16 protein-coding genes and 2 pseudogenes are annotated in these 15,456 nt (G+C 58.1%); 10 read left to right on the top strand and 8 right to left on the bottom strand.

The genetic code is table 11. The features are described from left to right. Positions 1–122 precede the first annotated feature (122 nt). On the top strand, positions 123–1,046 hold the full coding sequence (locus RGU44_RS13365; RefSeq protein WP_322181051.1) for a DMT family transporter: 924 nt from the start codon (positions 123–125) through the stop codon (positions 1,044–1,046). A gap of 210 nt (positions 1,047–1,256) precedes the next feature. After that, entirely contained in the window at positions 1,257–1,379 is a 123-nt protein-coding gene (locus RGU44_RS13360; protein WP_306823067.1) for a PA1414 family protein, read from the top strand. 128 nt (positions 1,380–1,507) lie between these two features. Here RGU44_RS13360 and RGU44_RS13355 read toward each other — a convergent pair whose 3' ends face one another. From RGU44_RS13355 to speB, 5 genes and pseudogenes are all read right to left on the bottom strand, one after another. Further along, positions 1,508–1,768 carry a hypothetical protein gene (locus tag RGU44_RS13355; protein ID WP_322181047.1) on the bottom strand — a complete coding sequence of 87 codons (261 nt, stop codon included), beginning with the start codon at positions 1,766–1,768 and terminating at the stop codon, positions 1,508–1,510. Between the two features lie 260 nt (positions 1,769–2,028). Next, positions 2,029–3,423: a sodium:solute symporter gene (locus RGU44_RS13350; RefSeq protein ID WP_322181045.1), complete on the bottom strand. Its 1,395-nt coding sequence runs from the start codon at positions 3,421–3,423 to the stop codon at positions 2,029–2,031. 147 nt (positions 3,424–3,570) lie between these two features. Continuing rightward, a pseudogene (locus RGU44_RS13345) lies at positions 3,571–4,072 on the bottom strand (hypothetical protein); the annotation flags it as partial. A gap of 25 nt (positions 4,073–4,097) precedes the next feature. Further along, positions 4,098–4,442, bottom strand: a pseudogene (locus tag RGU44_RS13340) (DUF4440 domain-containing protein). 9 nt (positions 4,443–4,451) lie between these two features. After that, on the bottom strand, positions 4,452–5,402 hold the full coding sequence (gene speB, locus RGU44_RS13335; protein WP_322181042.1) for an agmatinase: 951 nt from the start codon (positions 5,400–5,402) through the stop codon (positions 4,452–4,454). A 169-nt stretch (positions 5,403–5,571) separates the two neighbouring features. On the opposite strand from speB, the gene RGU44_RS13330 reads away from it, so the two are divergent. After that, the gene (locus RGU44_RS13330) at positions 5,572–6,465 is read left to right on the top strand and encodes a LysR family transcriptional regulator (RefSeq protein WP_322181040.1); all 894 of its coding nucleotides are present in this window, start codon (positions 5,572–5,574) and stop codon (positions 6,463–6,465) included. A gap of 10 nt (positions 6,466–6,475) precedes the next feature. Further along, on the top strand, positions 6,476–7,081 hold the full coding sequence (locus RGU44_RS13325) for a tRNA-uridine aminocarboxypropyltransferase (protein ID WP_322217504.1): 606 nt from the start codon (positions 6,476–6,478) through the stop codon (positions 7,079–7,081). A gap of 3 nt (positions 7,082–7,084) precedes the next feature. Here the strand turns inward: RGU44_RS13325 and RGU44_RS13320 are convergent, their stop codons facing one another. Further along, complete coding sequence (locus tag RGU44_RS13320; protein ID WP_322217502.1) at positions 7,085–7,297, bottom strand: DUF6316 family protein; 213 nt, start codon at positions 7,295–7,297, stop codon at positions 7,085–7,087. A 232-nt stretch (positions 7,298–7,529) separates the two neighbouring features. Here RGU44_RS13320 and RGU44_RS13315 point away from each other — a divergent pair, with 232 nt between their 5' ends. Beyond that, the gene (locus tag RGU44_RS13315; protein WP_322217500.1) at positions 7,530–8,489 is read left to right on the top strand and encodes a DMT family transporter; all 960 of its coding nucleotides are present in this window, start codon (positions 7,530–7,532) and stop codon (positions 8,487–8,489) included. 58 nt (positions 8,490–8,547) lie between these two features. On the opposite strand, the gene RGU44_RS13310 is transcribed toward RGU44_RS13315, so the two are convergent. Together RGU44_RS13310 and RGU44_RS13305 are read right to left on the bottom strand one after the other, a co-directional pair. Then, positions 8,548–9,162, bottom strand: coding sequence for an NAD(P)H-dependent oxidoreductase (locus RGU44_RS13310; RefSeq protein ID WP_322217498.1), 615 nt, complete (start codon positions 9,160–9,162; stop codon positions 8,548–8,550). Beyond that, a complete protein-coding gene (locus RGU44_RS13305) occupies positions 9,155–10,549 on the bottom strand; it encodes a class II fumarate hydratase (RefSeq protein ID WP_322181030.1) in 1,395 nt (464 codons plus the stop codon). Before RGU44_RS13305 ends, RGU44_RS13310 begins: the two co-directional genes overlap by 8 nt. A gap of 173 nt (positions 10,550–10,722) precedes the next feature. Here RGU44_RS13305 and RGU44_RS13300 point away from each other — a divergent pair, with 173 nt between their 5' ends. The 5 genes from RGU44_RS13300 to RGU44_RS13280 all read left to right on the top strand — a co-directional run bounded on the left by RGU44_RS13300 (position 10,723) and on the right by RGU44_RS13280 (position 15,360). Further along, positions 10,723–11,253: a DUF2059 domain-containing protein gene (locus RGU44_RS13300; protein ID WP_219063900.1), complete on the top strand. Its 531-nt coding sequence runs from the start codon at positions 10,723–10,725 to the stop codon at positions 11,251–11,253. A gap of 27 nt (positions 11,254–11,280) precedes the next feature. Further along, positions 11,281–11,580, top strand: coding sequence for a BolA family protein (locus RGU44_RS13295; protein WP_322181027.1), 300 nt, complete (start codon positions 11,281–11,283; stop codon positions 11,578–11,580). A 392-nt stretch (positions 11,581–11,972) separates the two neighbouring features. Beyond that, complete coding sequence (locus RGU44_RS13290; RefSeq protein WP_322181025.1) at positions 11,973–12,911, top strand: rhodanese-related sulfurtransferase; 939 nt, start codon at positions 11,973–11,975, stop codon at positions 12,909–12,911. 36 nt (positions 12,912–12,947) lie between these two features. Next, entirely contained in the window at positions 12,948–13,550 is a 603-nt protein-coding gene (locus RGU44_RS13285; protein ID WP_322182802.1) for a DsbA family protein, read from the top strand. After that, positions 13,543–15,360 (top strand): ABC transporter ATP-binding protein, encoded by a 1,818-nt coding sequence (locus tag RGU44_RS13280; protein ID WP_416194626.1) that lies wholly within the window; start codon positions 13,543–13,545, stop codon positions 15,358–15,360. The genes RGU44_RS13285 and RGU44_RS13280 overlap by 8 nt, the downstream gene beginning before the upstream one ends. The last annotated feature ends 96 nt before the right edge of the window (positions 15,361–15,456 follow it).

The following is a 15,456-nucleotide window of genomic DNA, read 5'->3' as shown; positions in this document are numbered from 1 at the left end:
AATCGATCCTTTTAAATAAACTGATGTCGCTTTTGCCCATACATTTTCCGACCGATTGATCAATAATCCATAACATTTTGCCTATCTGGATCTGCCATGTTCAGCTTGTATCACCTTCAATCATGAGTGTGCCGCGTAAAAGTGCCGATGCTTTTGCCCTGCAAGTCATGCTGGGCCTCTGTCTGATCTGGGGCGTGCAACAAGTGATTATCAAGTGGGCTGCGCCGGATATCGCGCCCATCATGCAGGCTGCTGGCCGCTCGGGTATTGCCGCGCTGCTGGTGGGCATTCTTATGGTCTGGCGCGGTGGTCTGCGGCACATGAGCAGTACCTGGCGCGGCGGTCTACTCGCCGGTGCCTTGTTTGCACTGGAGTTTCTGTTTATCTCCGAGGGCCTGCAATTGACCTCGGCGGCGCACATGTCGGTGTTTCTTTATACCGCTCCGGTATTCACTGCGTTGGGCCTGCACTGGTTGCTGCCCAGCGAACGCTTGCGCACCTTGCAATGGATGGGCATTTTTCTCGCGTTCGCAGGTATTACCACGGCCTTTGTTGGCGGCTTGTCATTGAGTGGCATGGACCGCAATATGCTGATCGGCGACGCGCTGGGTGTTCTTGCGGGCATGGCGTGGGGCGCAACCACGGTGGTGGTGCGGGCGTCGCGGCTGTCTGAAGCACCGGTGACGCTGACCTTGTTCTATCAACTGATGGTCGGCTTTGTCGCCTTGCTGCTGATTGCCGTCAGCAATGGGCAGGTCAGTCATGTGACCCTGACGCCTGTCGCAGTCGCCAGCGTGCTGTTTCAGGCGCTGGTTGTTTCCTTCTTCAGCTATTTGATCTGGTTCTGGCTGCTGCGCCGTTACCTGGCGTCAAATCTGGCGGTGTTCTCATTCATGACACCCCTGTTTGGCGTGACCTTCGGCGTGCTGCTGCTTAATGAACCGCTGAGCTTTAACTTCGTGATCGGAGCAGTGTTGGTGCTGTTGGGGATTACGCTGGTCAGCGGCGAGCAGTGGATACGCCGCCGGTTTAAGCCCTGGGCCTGATTGACCAGGTGATCAGAAAGACCGGGCTTACCTCTCTGCGACAGACGCCTTGAACTGCGAAACGGCGAGCACTGCGTAAAATGAGGTTATATGTCACAAATTCTTTTCCGCGATACTCTGTAGCAGGCGTAAAGTAGGTCCCGGAACTATGATGAATAAGACGCGGCTAGCGGATGTCAGTCGTTGAGTATTTCCCTGAAGGGGGGCGTGATGAACAGTAAATTGCAAGAATGGCTCCATGACCTCGGAGTTGCCCTGGGCCTGATCGAACGGCCAAAACTCCAGCCCATTCCTATCCGCACTGATGATGAACGGCGGCGCCCGCGTCGGTAAGTGATCGACGGTTTCATTGTCACAGTGCTTCATCTGCAGGCATTAAAAAGGCCCGGTTTCGCTGTTGATTAAATCAATCGCAGAACCAGGCCCTTACGTTAAAATCTCTCGCAAAAATCCTTTTGATTTCAATCGTTTGTGCTTAGCACCAAAATCACGTCGACCAGGATTTGCAGGGTCAGATGCTCCGGTACTTTGTAGATTCGGTCTTTGATGCGGGCCGGGAAGATGATGTCGAAATCAAATTCCAGCTGATCGAGTAAATCCTCTACCTCGAGATCGTCCAGCGCCAAGTCTCTGAGCGTTGCGTTTTCGCGTATCTCGGATTTATCGATCAGCATGACACCCAAGGTGTTGTAGACGCGTTGCTGAATGTCTGGCCGCTCCATGAAAGCCCCTGTTTCTGCGATGTCCAGAGAGTTAACCCGGTACTGCCGAAACCAGGGGATCGTGCGCGGTCCATAGCTTGGGTAGACCACTACTCCATCAGGCTAGCTCAATCCGCGTTGTATCAGGTGCAAGGATTTACCGGGCCGCGTGCTCGTGCATCCACAGGTCGATCAACTCCCGCAGGCGCGCCCCTGAAAAGCTTGGGAAGTGGCCGCGGTGCACCGCGCGGATCGGTCCACCCGCTCAAGGTAATCCGGATTCACGCCGCGCGGGGCTTGACCGTATTAGCCATGGTCACGGGCCGGGGTGACAACAGGCTGACCACCACGAAGCTGATCAAACCGACCGACAGGCTGTAGTAGATCGGCGTGTTGGCGTCGAAACCGTCCTTGAGCATGAGCGCCAGCGCGGTCAGGAAGCCCAGTGCCATGCTGGTGATCGCCCCCGAGGTGGTTGCCCGCTTCCAGTAGATTGCGCCGATCAATGGAATCAGCATGCCGCCTACCAGCAGGTTATAGGCCAGGGTCAGGGCGCTGATAACATCGTTCACGACCAGCGCGATGGCGAGTACCACAAGGCCGGTGAGCAGGGTAAACAGGCGGTTGATGCCCAGGCTCGACTGTTTGCCGCCGCGCAGGCGTGGCAGCAGGTCTTCGGTCAGGGTCGTCGATGCTGCGAGTAAACCGGCGCTGGCGGTGGACATCATGGCGGCCAGGGCTGCGGCGATGACCAGGCCACGCAGACCGTCGGGCAACGAGACTTTAACGATGGCGGCGAAGGCGTTGTTGACGTTGTCCAGGTCCGGCAGCAATACATGAGCGGCCATGCCAATCAGGGCGCAGGCCAGACCGTAAAAAATGCAGTAAACCCCGGCGATGGAGCCCGCGTACTTGGCGATCTTGTCAGTGCGTGCGGTGAACACACGCTGCCAGATGTCCTGGCCGATCAGGATGCCGAAGAAGTAGATCAGGAAGTACGTGATGATGGTGTCCCAGCCGATGGTGGTCCAGCTGAAGCTCGATGCTGGCAGCTTGGCGACCAGTTGATCCCAGCCGCCAACGCGGTACAGGCAGATCGGCAACAGGATGAACATCAGGCCAACGGTCTTGATCACGAACTGAACGATGTCGGTCAGGGTCAACGACCACATGCCGCCAATCGCCGAGTACACCACCACGACACCGCCGCCGAGTAATACCGATACCCAGAACGGTAAACCGAACAGCACTTGCATCACGGTGCCGATGGCGAGGATTGAGGTCACGCCGATCATCAGTGCATACACCAGCATGATCACCGCGCTGGCCTGACGGGCCATCGGGTTATAGCGCTTTTCCAGCACTTGAGTAACAGTGAAAATTCGCAGTTTGAGCAGCGGTTTGGCGAGGAACAGGTTCAGCGCGATGATCCCCAGGCCCAAGGCCGCGCACAGCCAGAAACCGGAAATCCCGTGCACATATCCCAGCCGTACAGTGCCGACGGTGGACGCGCCGCCGAGGACGGTGGCCGCCATGGTGCCCATGTATAAGGTTGGGCCCAGATTACGCCCGGCGACCAGGTAGTCTTCGTGGGTTTTCGCTTTGCGCATGCCGTACCAGCCGAGCACCAGCATGCCAGCGGCATAAATGAGGACGACGAAAATATCTAAAGCCATGGAGGGTTTCCTATTATTTTTTTTATGTTGAAGCGCAAATCTGACGCGGCGTCGCGCCGGGCAGGGTCACACAGGCAGGCTCGCCGCGAGCGTTGATGGATCAGACGGTTTGTCGCAGTGTGGCGGTATCAGCGGCTTTGTTGTCTTGGCGGCGTGGGTCGCCGTTGCCAGGCCAAACAGAAATGGAATCAGCGTGGCAGCCTGAGCGATGATCACGGCCAGCATTATTCTGGTTTTCGACGTGTCGCGGGGTATGTAACGCGACCAGTCGCCGAGGAACGCGCCAAAGGAAGTCGGGTTGCTCATGGCCACCAATGCAGAGCCGATAAAGGCTGCCCAGAAGCCTTCTTTGCCGAGGCTGACGCTGCCGGCAAAGTTGATGTCGAACGGACCGGCGAAGGCGAAGATGCCGAGCAGGAATAACAGGCTGGCGCTCCACACGGCGATCTTGTTGACCCACAGCAGGAAGCGGAAGCCATAGATGCACACGGTCAGCACTAGAATCGTGAACAAACCAGAAGGTATTGGACCCACCAAAAATCATCTGGAACAGGTCGCGGGGGGTTGCGGTACGTGCGTGATCGGGGATCTGTTCAACCCCGAACGTCTCGATGCTGTTGATGCTTTGGTCGTTTTTGTTGTTATTCATGATCTGCTCCGATCATTTCATTGGGCTAAGGGGGTGGCAGCCTTAAGGGAGTGCGGACAAATGTTCGTGGTAGGCCAGCCAGCGGCCTTCTTGTTGTTTTTAAGTGGCGTGTTGTCGGCGGAACACAATGGTTTCGCGCTCTTGGCTAAGGCTTTGCTCCCCTTGCATGCGCAGCTCGGTGGCAACGTCATGGATAAAAATCGCGACGTCGCCTTGCAGAATGACGTGAGCATTACTGGAAACGCAGCGGAGTACTTCAAATCCCTCCAGCCGCCAGCTGTCCCACAACGCCTGATAGGCTGCGATCATTGTTTACAAACGCCGTCACCAGGTCGGCGGCGGCTTGCAGGACATCATCGCGGTCGCTCATGGTCATCCCTCAGCGGTGCACAACGCCGGGGAGTACGCAGAGCATTTCGTACAGCAAGTTAGCGCCCAGTAGCGAGGTATTGCCGGTGGTGTCGTAAGGTGGCGAGATTTCTACCAGATCGCAACCGATCAGGTCGAGGCCCTGGCAGCCACGGATGATTTCAATTGCCTGGATAGTCGTCAGGCCGCCGATTTCAGGGGTGCCGGTGCCGGGTGCCCACGCGGGATCGATACCGTCGATATCGAAGCTCAGGTACACCGGACCGCCGCCGACTTTTTCACGGACTTCAGTCATCAGTTGGGCGAGGGATTTGTGCCAGCATTCTTCGGCCTGAACCACACGGAAGCCCTGTTTGCGGCTCCAGTTGAAGTCTTCTGCGGTATAACCCTGAGCGCGCAGACCAATTTGCACCACACGATCACAATCGAGCAGGCCTTCTTCTACTGCGCGGCGGAAGGTTGTGCCATGGGCGATTTTCTCGCCAAACATGTGATCGTTGACGTCAGCGTGGGCGTCGATGTGCACCAGGCCAACCTTGCCGTGTTTTTTATGGATGGCGCGCAGGATTGGCAGGGTGATGGTGTGGTCACCGCCCAGTGTCAGAGGGATGACATCGTGTTCGAGAATCTTGTCGTAGGACTCTTCGATGATGCGCACAGCGTCCAGCAGGTTAAAGGTGTTGATCGCCACGTCGCCGATATCGGCCACGGACAGGGAATCAAAAGGCGCAGCGCCGGTGGCCATGTTGTACGGACGAATCATGACCGACTCGGCGCGAATCTCACGCGGCCCGAAACGGGTGCCAGGGCGTAGTGACGTGCCAATGTCCAGCGGGACGCCAACAAAGGCCGCATCCAGGCCAGCAGCCGATTGCAGGTGGGGTAGACGCATCATGGTGGCGATGCCGGCGAAGCGCGGCATTTCGTTGCCGCCCAGTGGTTGGTGAAAAATCTTTTCCACGGGATTGCCTCATCGTTGTTGTGATTTAGGCGGATTTTGCAAAGTACGAAGGATTGAAAGAATCGCTGAGGCAAAATACTTAGTTCAGAGATTTCTAAACTATCGCTTAAACTGTGACATAGCTCCTACAGGGGGATATGTGTCTTCCTGCTAATCACCCGGAACCCTCATGGCCAACGCGTTACCCGACCTGAAACTGTTACGCATCTTCGTCAGCGTGGTGCGGCATCAGGGTTTTGCCAGCGCTCAGCAGGAACTCAACCTGTCGACCTCGGCCATCAGCACCTACATGAGTCAGCTCGAAGCGGCCTTGGGGCTGGTGTTGTGCCATCGTGGGCGGGGCGGTTTCAGCTTGACCAGCAAGGGCGAGCTGTTCCATCAGGAGACCCTGCGTCTGCTCGGCGAGTTGGAGGATTTCGAGCAATACGCCGCCGCCCTCAAAGGCGAACTGCGTGGCACGCTCAACCTCGGGGTAATCGACTCCACCGTCAGTGATCGCGCACTGCCGTTCGCCGAAGCCATTGGCGCCTACAGTCATGAGTATCCGGCGGTGCATCTGCACTTGTCAGTGATGAGTCCCTACGAATTGCAGCTCGGCGTGCAGGACAATCGCCTCGATCTGGCCATTGGCGCCTTCTCCACGCGCATGAGTGGGCTGGTCTATCAGCCGTTGTACCGCGAGCAACACTGGCTGTATTGCAGCAATCGCCACCCATTGTTTACCGAGCGGCGCATCCCCGAGCAAGTCATCACTCAGCAGCGCATGGTCGGGCGTGGTTATTGGAGCCAGGCCGAGCTGGCGCGGCATGGTTTCAAGCACAGCGCCGCGACCGTGGAAAGTATGGAAGCACAGCTGATTCTGGTGCTGTCCGGCGCCTATATTGGCTACCTGCCGGAGCATTACGCGCAAGCCTGGGCAGACTCCGGTCATCTGCGGGTCTTGTTGCCAGCGACGTTCGGCTACCAGGCGCCGTTCTCGATGATCGTGCGCCGTGGGCGCAGTCGCGAACCGTTGATCCAGACTTTCCGCGACTTGCTCAAGGCACAGCTCAATCAGAGCTGAGGAGAACACCATGTCGCGCGCCCAATGCGCCCGCTGCCTGCGACCTGAAACTCATTGCCTGTGCGCGCTGATCCCGCAACTCGACAGTCGCACCCGTGTGCTGATTTTGCAGCACCCGAGCGAAGTCAATCACGCCCTGAACACCGCACGGCTGGCGGCGCTTGGGCTGAACAATGCCGAATTGATTGTGGGGGAAGTATTCGATGACTTGCCTGCACTACTGAACCCGCCCGGTTATCAGGCAAGGCTGCTGTTCCCCGCCGACGATGCGCAGCCGTTGGAGGCTTACCGGAGCGAAGGCGGTGAGACGGGAAGTATGTCGATGTTGTTGGTCGTACCGGACGGCACCTGGCGCAAGGCGCGCAAGTTACTGCACCTCAATCCACTGCTGGCGGCCTTGCCCCGGGTGACCCTGGCGCAAACCGTGCCTTCACGCTATCGACTGCGTAAAGCTCCGGGGCCGGGTGCGTTGTCGACAGTAGAAGCCATTGTCCAGGCATTGCAGACGTTGGAGGCGCCAAAACCGTTCGACGCGCTATTGCGGCCTTTCGAGGCCCTGATCGACGGGCAAATTGCAGCGATGGGCGAGGACACCTATCAGCGCAACCATCTTTGAGCATCAGCCGTTCAGTGAGGACTGTTGCTCTGCCTTGATCCGCTGCATTCGCTGGATATAGGCATCGGTTTCACGCTCCGCATCGGTGCGGCTTGGGAATGGGCCTTCCAGGGTGTTTTCCCGGGTGCTGAAAAAGTACTGCCCATTGACCAGAGAAACACGATCACAGCGGTAGTGGACGGTCGGGTTTGGATCTTGTGCGCGCTTTCCGAACATGGTCGTTTCCTGGGATTGGACGTAGTGGACAGCTGTGGTGGCGGACAGAGCCTAGTTTAAATCTTGCCAATAGCGGGCGGGAATACATCGGATAAGTGGCCGGCGGCCATCAATTAACACACTTTCCGGAAATCTCTGCGCGCAACTGTCCCTGTGTCGCAGGCCAAACCGCGTCTAGAATAGCGGCTCTGCTGTACTGCCTTTTCACGGCTCGTTTATAGGATTATCTGCGATGCATGTCTCTTCTGGACGCTGGTTGTACGGCCTGTCACTGGCGTTGGTGACCGCGGTGCTGTGGGGCATCCTGCCGGTCAAGCTCAAGCAAGTATTGCAAGTGATGGATCCGGTCACGGTGACCTGGTTTCGGCTACTGGTTTCCGGCTCGCTGCTGTTTATCTGGCTGGCATCGGTGGGGCGCCTGCCAAGTTTCAACGTGCTGGGGCGAAAGGGCAAAGGGCTCGTGGCGCTTGCGGTGTGCGGGTTGGTGGGCAACTACGTGCTGTATTTGATCGGCCTTAAAATGCTCAGTCCCGGCACCACACAGCTGGTGATCCAGATGGGGCCGGTCCTGCTGCTGATCAGCAGTATTTTCCTGTTCAAGGAGCGTTTCAGTCTGGGGCAGGGGGTAGGCTTACTGGTCCTGCTGATCGGCTTTGGCCTGTTCTTCAACCAGCGGCTGATCGAGTTGCTGACCTCGTTGGGCGACTACACGGCCGGGATTCTCACGGTGCTGCTGGCGTCGGCTGTCTGGGCGTTTTATGGCTTGAGCCAGAAGCAATTGTTGACGGTGTGGAACTCACTGCAAGTGATGATGGTGATTTACCTGTTCTGCGCACTGTTGGTGACGCCGTGGGCGCATCCGATGGAGGCGTTACAGCTGAGTCCGTTGCAAGGTTGGTTATTGCTGGCCTGCTGCCTGAACACGCTGGTGGCGTATGGTGCTTTCGCCGAAGCGCTGGCCCATTGGGAAGCGTCTCGGGTGAGTGCGACGTTGGCGATTACGCCGTTGGTTACCTTTGCTTCCGTGGCGACCGCCGCCTGGTTATGGCCTGATTATGTCCAGTCCGAAGACATCAATGGGTTGGGCTACAGCGGTGCGGTGTTGGTGGTGCTCGGCTCAGCCCTCACGGCCCTCGGTCCGTCGTTGATGGCGGGCTTGCGGGCACGGCGGGCACGGATAGCCGGGGTTTGATCGGTATCAGGTGGGGCGTGTTGGTCCTTTCGTGAAGGCTTCCCGAAAAAGCCGCCTCCTAAACCCGGCCCAACTGTTCAGCTTCTCGCAACCACTTCTGTCGTTGCTCTTCAGACGAGCTGTGCACCGGGCCGAACTCTTTCAAGCGTTGGTTTTTGATCCCGCAAAAATCCAGAATCGTACGCACCAACTGCCGGTGCGCCGGGGCGCCATAGACCCAGCGAAAGTAGCGCGGCGGGGTGTCCATGGTCACCAATATCTCGGAGGTGCGCCCCCTGAGCAGCTCGTTCGAAGGGTGTTTGCGACCATGGGCCTTGAACGCAAATCCGGGTAAAAATACCCGGTCGAAAAAACCGCTGAGCAACGCTGGCAGGCCACCCCACCAGATGGGGTAAACAAACACCACGTGTTGGGCCCAATGAATCTGTCGTTGAGCCTCCAGCAGATCTGGCTCCAGGGTTTGGCTCTGTTCATAGCCATAACGCAGCACCGGATCGAACTCCAACTCACCCAATTTGAGCATCCGCACCACATGCCCCTCGCTGCGTGCGCCTCGGGCATATGCTTCGCCCAATGCGTGGCAGAGGCTGATGGTTTTCGGCGTACCAAAAATCATCAGGATGCGTTTGCCGTCCCCTACCAGTGGAGTGGCGCCGCTTTTCGGATCACCCATTGCTGCCTGCCTCCAGCATATTTTCCGGACGCACCCAGGCGTCGAACTGTTCTTCGGTCAGATAACCCAATGCCAGGGCCGCTTCGCGCAAGGTCAGTCCCTCGCTGTAGGCTTTCTTGGCGATCTGCGCCGATTTGTCGTAGCCGATATGGGGGTTCAGTGCTGTTACCAGCATCAAACCGCGCTCCAGGTGTTCCGCCATTTTCGTGGCATCTGGTTCCATGCCGGCAACGCAATGCTGTTGGAAATTGCTGCAACCATCACCCAGCAGACGAATCGATTGCAGCAGGTTGTGGATGATCACCGGCTTGAACACGTTCAATTGTAGATGGCCCTGACTGGCCGCGAAGCCGATGGCTACGTCATTGCCCAGCACCTGACAGGCCAGCATCGACAATGCCTCGCACTGAGTCGGGTTGACCTTGCCGGGCATGATCGAACTGCCGGGTTCATTGGCCGGGAGCCTCACTTCGGCCAGCCCGGCACGGGGTCCAGAACTTAACAGGCGCAGGTCATTGGCGATTTTCATCAGGGTCACGGCCAGGGTTTTCAGGGCGCCCGATAACGTGGTCAGCGGCTCATGACCGGCTAGCGCGGCAAATTTGTTCGGCGCAGTGACAAACGGCAGACCGGAAAGGGCAGCCAGTTCGGCGGCAATCGCTTCGGCGAACCCGTGTGGCGAGTTCAGGCCAGTACCGACAGCGGTGCCGCCTTGAGCCAGTTCACACACGGCAGGCAATGCATTGCGAATTGCCCGTGTGGCGTAATCGAGCTGTGCGACATACGCCGAGAGCTCCTGGCCGAAGGTGATCGGTGTGGCATCCATCAGGTGGGTGCGCCCGGTTTTGACCAGCTTCATGTGTCGCGCCGATTGTTCGGCGAGCCCGCCAGACAACTCGGCAATCGCGGGTAGCAGATGCTCTTGAACCGCCTGCGCCGCCGCAATGTGCATCGCCGTCGGGAAACAATCGTTGGAGCTCTGGGAGCGGTTCACATGGTCGTTGGGGTGCACCGGCGCCTTGCCGCCGCGCCCTTTGCCGGCCAGCTCGTTAGCGCGGCCGGCGATCACCTCGTTGACATTCATATTGCTCTGGGTGCCGCTGCCGGTCTGCCAGACCACCAGGGGGAATTGCTCGTCCAACTGACCGCTGAGTACCTCGTCAGCCGATTGTTCGATCAAGCGCGCGATGTCGACAGGCAGGTCGCCGTTGCGGTTGTTGACCCGCGCGGCGGCTTTCTTGATCAGCGCCAGGGCGTGCAACACGGCCAGCGGCATACGCTCGTTGCCAATCGCGAAATTGATCAGTGAGCGTTGAGTCTGTGCCCCCCAGTAAGCATCGTCAGGTACGTCTATCTGGCCAATGCTGTCGGTCTCGATACGGCTCATCGGGCTCACTCCTTAAGGTCTGATTGCGAAGTTTAGGCTCAGTTAACCGGGTTGGGTTCCCTAAGCTCCGTTTTTAACCGCTCGCCAGTCGGGGGTTGAGCCGTAAGCAGACATGGGCGCAGAATGACCGGTCTTGGGGTTCTGCCTCGCCTGCTAGATGATAAGGAAACTCGATGACCCGTCTTCGTGCCATCTGTACCGCGGTTGCTCTGGTATGCGCCAGCGGCCAGGTTTTTGCCGACACCGCCAGCCACAACGCCAGTGCTGAAACATTCCTGAAGCTGGCTCATGCCGACAAACTGGGCACACCGGTTTACATGCAAGTGCAGCAAATGTTCCAGCAGCGCTTTGCCGAAACCAAAGCCCCTGAGTCGAAAAAAGCCCTGCTTGAGACCTATCAGGCCAAAGCCAACGCAGCCCTGGACCGCGCTATCGGCTGGGACAAGCTCAAGCCAGACATGGTCAAGCTCTACACCGCCAACTTCACCGAAAGCGAGTTGAAGGATCTGGTCGCGTTCTATCAGTCCCCATTGGGCAAGAAAGTGCTGACCAAGATGCCTGAACTGACTCAGCAGTCGGCTCAATTGACCCAGGGCAAACTGGAAAGCGCAGTGCCTGTCGTCAACAAATTGCTGGCTGACATGACCGCAGAACTGGAACCGGCAAAAGCCGTTGCTCCTGCTGCTCCGGCCAAAAAGCCATAAGCGCAGTTGGCGTAAATGAAGGCAGACATGACCATGCAACAGCGAATCGAGGCGGCTTTGGCCGCCTTGCAGCCGCAGCATCTGCAAGTGCTTGATGAAAGCCACATGCACAGCCGTGGTCTGCAGACCCACTTCAAGGCGGTACTGGTCAGTGATCAGTTCGCCGGGTTGAATGCAGTCAAGCGTCACCAGAAGGTTTACGCCACGCTGGGTGATTTGATGAGCGAGTTCCACGCTCTGGCGCTGCACACCTACACGCCTGAAGAATGGGCGAAAACCGGCGCGGCCCCAGATTCACCGACCTGCGCCGGTGGTAGCAAACACTGACAGATCGTTGCTGTCGCGCTTCTGCCCGGCGTGGGAGCTGACTTGTCACTACGCGTCCCGCTGCGAAGACCATTCGGCGCGGTTTACCTGCTGCCGCTCGATCCAGATCATGGCTGCAGGGTCAAACCCAAACCTGTCGGAAGCCCGTGTCGGGCTTATTCGCAGACAAGTCAGCTCCTACAAATGATCTTATATTTCAGATGGTTATAGGTTGTTTGACAGAAGGCTCCGACGGACAGTATCAGACTCGGGTCCAATCGGGTCGCACGCGATGACCTGAAACAAGCCATGCCTCTGCAGTTTTGTTAGAATCCACAACGCGCCGCATTAGCCGGCGCGTTTTTTTTGCATCGGGTCGGCTCTTTGCGAGAGCACCCACCTGGAGACGCAGCATGAATCAAAAGATTGTCGTGGCGGCTTTGTATAAATTCGTCACCCTCACCGATTACGTCGCCCTGCGCGAGCCGCTGTTGCAGGCGATGGTCGATAACGGCATCAAAGGCACCCTGCTTATCGCTGAAGAAGGCATCAACGGCACCGTTTCCGGTACCCGCGAAGGCATCGACGGCTTGATGGCCTGGTTGAAAAACGATCCACGCATGATCGATATCGATCACAAAGAATCGTACTGCGATGATCAGCCGTTCTATCGCACCAAGGTCAAACTCAAGAAAGAAATCGTCACCTTGGGCGTCGAAGGCGTCGACCCGAACAAGAGTGTCGGCACCTACGTCGATCCGGAAAACTGGAACGCGCTGATCAGCGATCCGGAAGTCCTGCTGATCGACACCCGCAATGATTACGAAGTCTCGATTGGCACCTTCGAAGGCGCCATCGATCCGAAAACCACCAGTTTTCGCGAGTTTCCGGACTACATCAAAGCCCACTTCGACCCAGCCAAGCACAAGAAAGTCGCCATGTTTTGCACGGGTGGCATTCGCTGCGAAAAAGCCTCGAGCTACATGCTCGGTCAGGGCTTCGATGAGGTCTATCATCTCAAGGGCGGCATCCTCAAATACCTTGAGCAAGTACCGCAGCAAGACAGCTTATGGCGTGGTGACTGCTTCGTTTTTGACAACCGCGTCACCGTGCGCCACGACTTGAGCGAAGGCGATTACGATCAGTGCCACGCCTGCCGGACCCCGATCAGCGTTGAGGACCGTGCCAGCGAACACTACGCACCGGGTATCAGTTGCCCGCACTGCTGGGATAAATTAAGCGAGAAGACCCGCCGCAGCGCCATTGATCGGCAAAAGCAGATCGAATTGGCCAAGGCACGCAATCAACCGCACCCGATTGGTCGCAACTACCGACTGCCAACAGAGGCCTGAGACATGCAAGCCCGCCTGCTCTACGTGATGGACCCCATGTGCTCATGGTGCTGGGGCTTTGCTCCGGTGGCCGAGGCTCTGGTGCAGCAGGCGAAAGCGGCGGGCGTTGCATTGCATCTGGTAGCGGGTGGGTTGCGCACGGGCAGCGGTGCCGCGCTGGAACCCACCACGAAGCGTTATATCCTCGAACACTGGCAAGCGGTGGCGAACACCACCGGTCAGCCATTTCGTTTTGAGGGCGCGCTGCCGGACGGTTTTGTCTACGACACCGAGCCGGCTTGCCGCGCACTGGTCGCGGCGCGAGACCTCGATCCGGAGAGCGCCTGGACGCTGGTCAAATTGATTCAGCAGGCGTTCTACGTCGAAGGCCGCGATGTGACCCGCGCCTCGGTTCTGGTGGAGCTGGCGGAACAGGCCGGTTTGCCCCGAATCGAATTTGCTGAAGCGTTCGACAGTCTTGAACAGCGCGCGGCCACGGCAGCGGACTTCACCTGGGTACAGGATCTGGGCATCGCCGGTTTTCCGACGTTGCTCGCCGAGCGCAACGGTCAGTTGGCGTTACTGACCAACGGTTATCAACCTCTTGACCAATTAGCTCCGTTGCTCGGCCGTTGGCTGGAGCGCGCTGCCTGTGCATGAGCAATCGAGCCCGCCTGAAGCTGCACCTCGTATTGATCGACTAAGCTGGGCCGAAATTCGCCGTCTGGCACTTCATCATAAAAAGGCATTGTGGATCGCCAACGGCGTGGCTGTGCTGGCGACCTTGTGCAGTGTGCCAATCCCCTTGCTCCTGCCCTTGCTGGTCGATGAAGTGCTGCTCGGGCATGGCGATTCAGCGCTTAAATTCATGAACCACCTGCTGCCCGACAGCCTGCATAAGGCGGTGGGCTACATCGGCCTGATGTTGCTGGTGACGTTTGCCCTGCGCCTGGGGGCGTTGGTGTTCAATGTGCTGCAGGCGCGCCTGTTTGCCCGGCTGGCCAAGGACATCGTTTACCGCATTCGGATACGTCTGATCGAGCGCCTCAAACGCATCTCCCTCAGCGAGTACGAAAGTCTGGGCAGCGGCACGGTCACCACGCATTTGGTGACCGACCTCGACACCCTGGACAAATTCGTTGGCGAAACCCTGAGCCGTTTCCTCGTCGCCACGCTGACCCTGACCGGCACCGCCGCCATTCTGGTCTGGATGCATTGGCAGTTGGCGCTGCTGATCCTGCTGTTCAACCCGTTGGTGATTTACGCCACGGTGCAGTTGGGCAAGCGGGTCAAGCACCTGAAAAAACTCGAGAACGACAGCACCTCTCGCTTCACCCAGGCGCTGACCGAAACCCTGGATGCGATTCAGGAAGTGCGTGCAGGCAATCGCCAGGGCTTCTTTCTGGGGCGCCTGGGGGTGCGGGCGCAAGAGGTTCGCAACTACGCCATCGCCTCCCAATGGAAAAGCGATGCTTCAAGCCGGGCCAGCGGGCTGCTGTTCCAGTTCGGCATTGATATCTTCCGCGCGGCAGCGATGCTCACCGTATTGTTTTCCGACCTGTCCATCGGCCAGATGCTCGCGGTGTTCAGCTACCTGTGGTTCATGATCGGCCCGGTGGAACAACTACTCAATCTGCAATACGCCTACTACGCCGCAGGCGGAGCGCTGACCCGCATCAACCAGTTGCTGGCGCGCGCCGATGAGCCGCAATACCCTGGCGGTACAGACCCGTTCACGGGGCGGAAAACGGTCGATATCGAGGTGCGTGGCCTGAGTTTTGGGTATGGCGAAGAACTGGTGCTGGATCAATTGAACCTGTCGATTGCCCCAGGAGAGAAGGTTGCGATTGTAGGCGCCAGTGGTGGTGGCAAAAGCACTTTGGTCCAATTGCTGCTGGGACTGTATACGCCTCAAGCGGGCAGCATCCGGTTTGGCGGCGCAAGCCAGCAGGAGATCGGTCTGGAAACCGTGCGCGAACACGTCGCGGTGGTGCTCCAGCATCCGGCGTTGTTCAACGACACGGTACGCGCCAACCTGACCATGGGCCGTGAGCGCACCGATGAAGCCTGCTGGCGTGCGCTGGAAATCGCCCAACTCGACGACACCATAAGCGCCCTGCCGCAGGGGCTGGACAGCATCGTCGGGCGTTCTGGCGTTCGCTTGTCCGGTGGTCAGCGTCAGCGGCTGGCGATTGCGCGCATGGTCTTGGCCGACCCCAAAGTGGTGATTCTCGACGAAGCCACCTCGGCACTCGATGCAGCGACTGAATACAACCTGCACCAAGCCTTGGCGCACTTCCTCAGCGGCCGGACAACCCTGATCATTGCCCACCGCTTGTCAGCGGTGAAACAGGCAGATCGGGTCCTGGTGTTCGATGGCGGACGCGTTGCCGAAGAGGGCGACCACCACCAATTGATCGCCGAGGGCGGCCTGTACGCAAAGCTGTACGGTCATCTGCAGCAAATATAATAACCAAACGGTCTTGCTGAAGACCCGGTTATAAATAAATCGTAGCGCTACGAATTTCTTATACATTCTCTATCTTCTATATAGACTGCCAACGAA

The sequence above is a fragment of the Pseudomonas sp. 5C2 genome, assembly GCF_034314155.1.
In the GTDB taxonomy this organism is placed as follows: domain Bacteria; phylum Pseudomonadota; class Gammaproteobacteria; order Pseudomonadales; family Pseudomonadaceae; genus Aquipseudomonas.
This window is presented reverse-complemented; position numbering and strand designations above follow the sequence as displayed.

What these genes read in the sequence shown, in the direction of transcription:
- RGU44_RS13365 (WP_322181051.1), top strand. Translation starts at nt 123, where the DNA reads ATGAGTGTGCCGCGTAAAAGTGCCGATGCTTTTGCCCTGCAAGTCATG.
- RGU44_RS13360 (WP_306823067.1), top strand. Translation starts at nt 1,257, where the DNA reads ATGAACAGTAAATTGCAAGAATGGCTCCATGACCTCGGAGTTGCCCTG.
- RGU44_RS13355 (WP_322181047.1), bottom strand. Translation starts at nt 1,768, where the DNA reads ATGGAGCGGCCAGACATTCAGCAACGCGTCTACAACACCTTGGGTGTC.
- RGU44_RS13350 (WP_322181045.1), bottom strand. Translation starts at nt 3,423, where the DNA reads ATGGCTTTAGATATTTTCGTCGTCCTCATTTATGCCGCTGGCATGCTG.
- RGU44_RS13330 (WP_322181040.1), top strand. Translation starts at nt 5,572, where the DNA reads ATGGCCAACGCGTTACCCGACCTGAAACTGTTACGCATCTTCGTCAGC.
- RGU44_RS13325 (WP_322217504.1), top strand. Translation starts at nt 6,476, where the DNA reads ATGTCGCGCGCCCAATGCGCCCGCTGCCTGCGACCTGAAACTCATTGC.
- RGU44_RS13320 (WP_322217502.1), bottom strand. Translation starts at nt 7,297, where the DNA reads ATGTTCGGAAAGCGCGCACAAGATCCAAACCCGACCGTCCACTACCGC.
- RGU44_RS13315 (WP_322217500.1), top strand. Translation starts at nt 7,530, where the DNA reads ATGCATGTCTCTTCTGGACGCTGGTTGTACGGCCTGTCACTGGCGTTG.
- RGU44_RS13310 (WP_322217498.1), bottom strand. Translation starts at nt 9,162, where the DNA reads ATGGGTGATCCGAAAAGCGGCGCCACTCCACTGGTAGGGGACGGCAAA.
- RGU44_RS13305 (WP_322181030.1), bottom strand. Translation starts at nt 10,549, where the DNA reads ATGAGCCGTATCGAGACCGACAGCATTGGCCAGATAGACGTACCTGAC.
- RGU44_RS13300 (WP_219063900.1), top strand. Translation starts at nt 10,723, where the DNA reads ATGACCCGTCTTCGTGCCATCTGTACCGCGGTTGCTCTGGTATGCGCC.
- RGU44_RS13295 (WP_322181027.1), top strand. Translation starts at nt 11,281, where the DNA reads ATGACCATGCAACAGCGAATCGAGGCGGCTTTGGCCGCCTTGCAGCCG.
- RGU44_RS13290 (WP_322181025.1), top strand. Translation starts at nt 11,973, where the DNA reads ATGAATCAAAAGATTGTCGTGGCGGCTTTGTATAAATTCGTCACCCTC.
- RGU44_RS13285 (WP_322182802.1), top strand. Translation starts at nt 12,948, where the DNA reads ATGTGCTCATGGTGCTGGGGCTTTGCTCCGGTGGCCGAGGCTCTGGTG.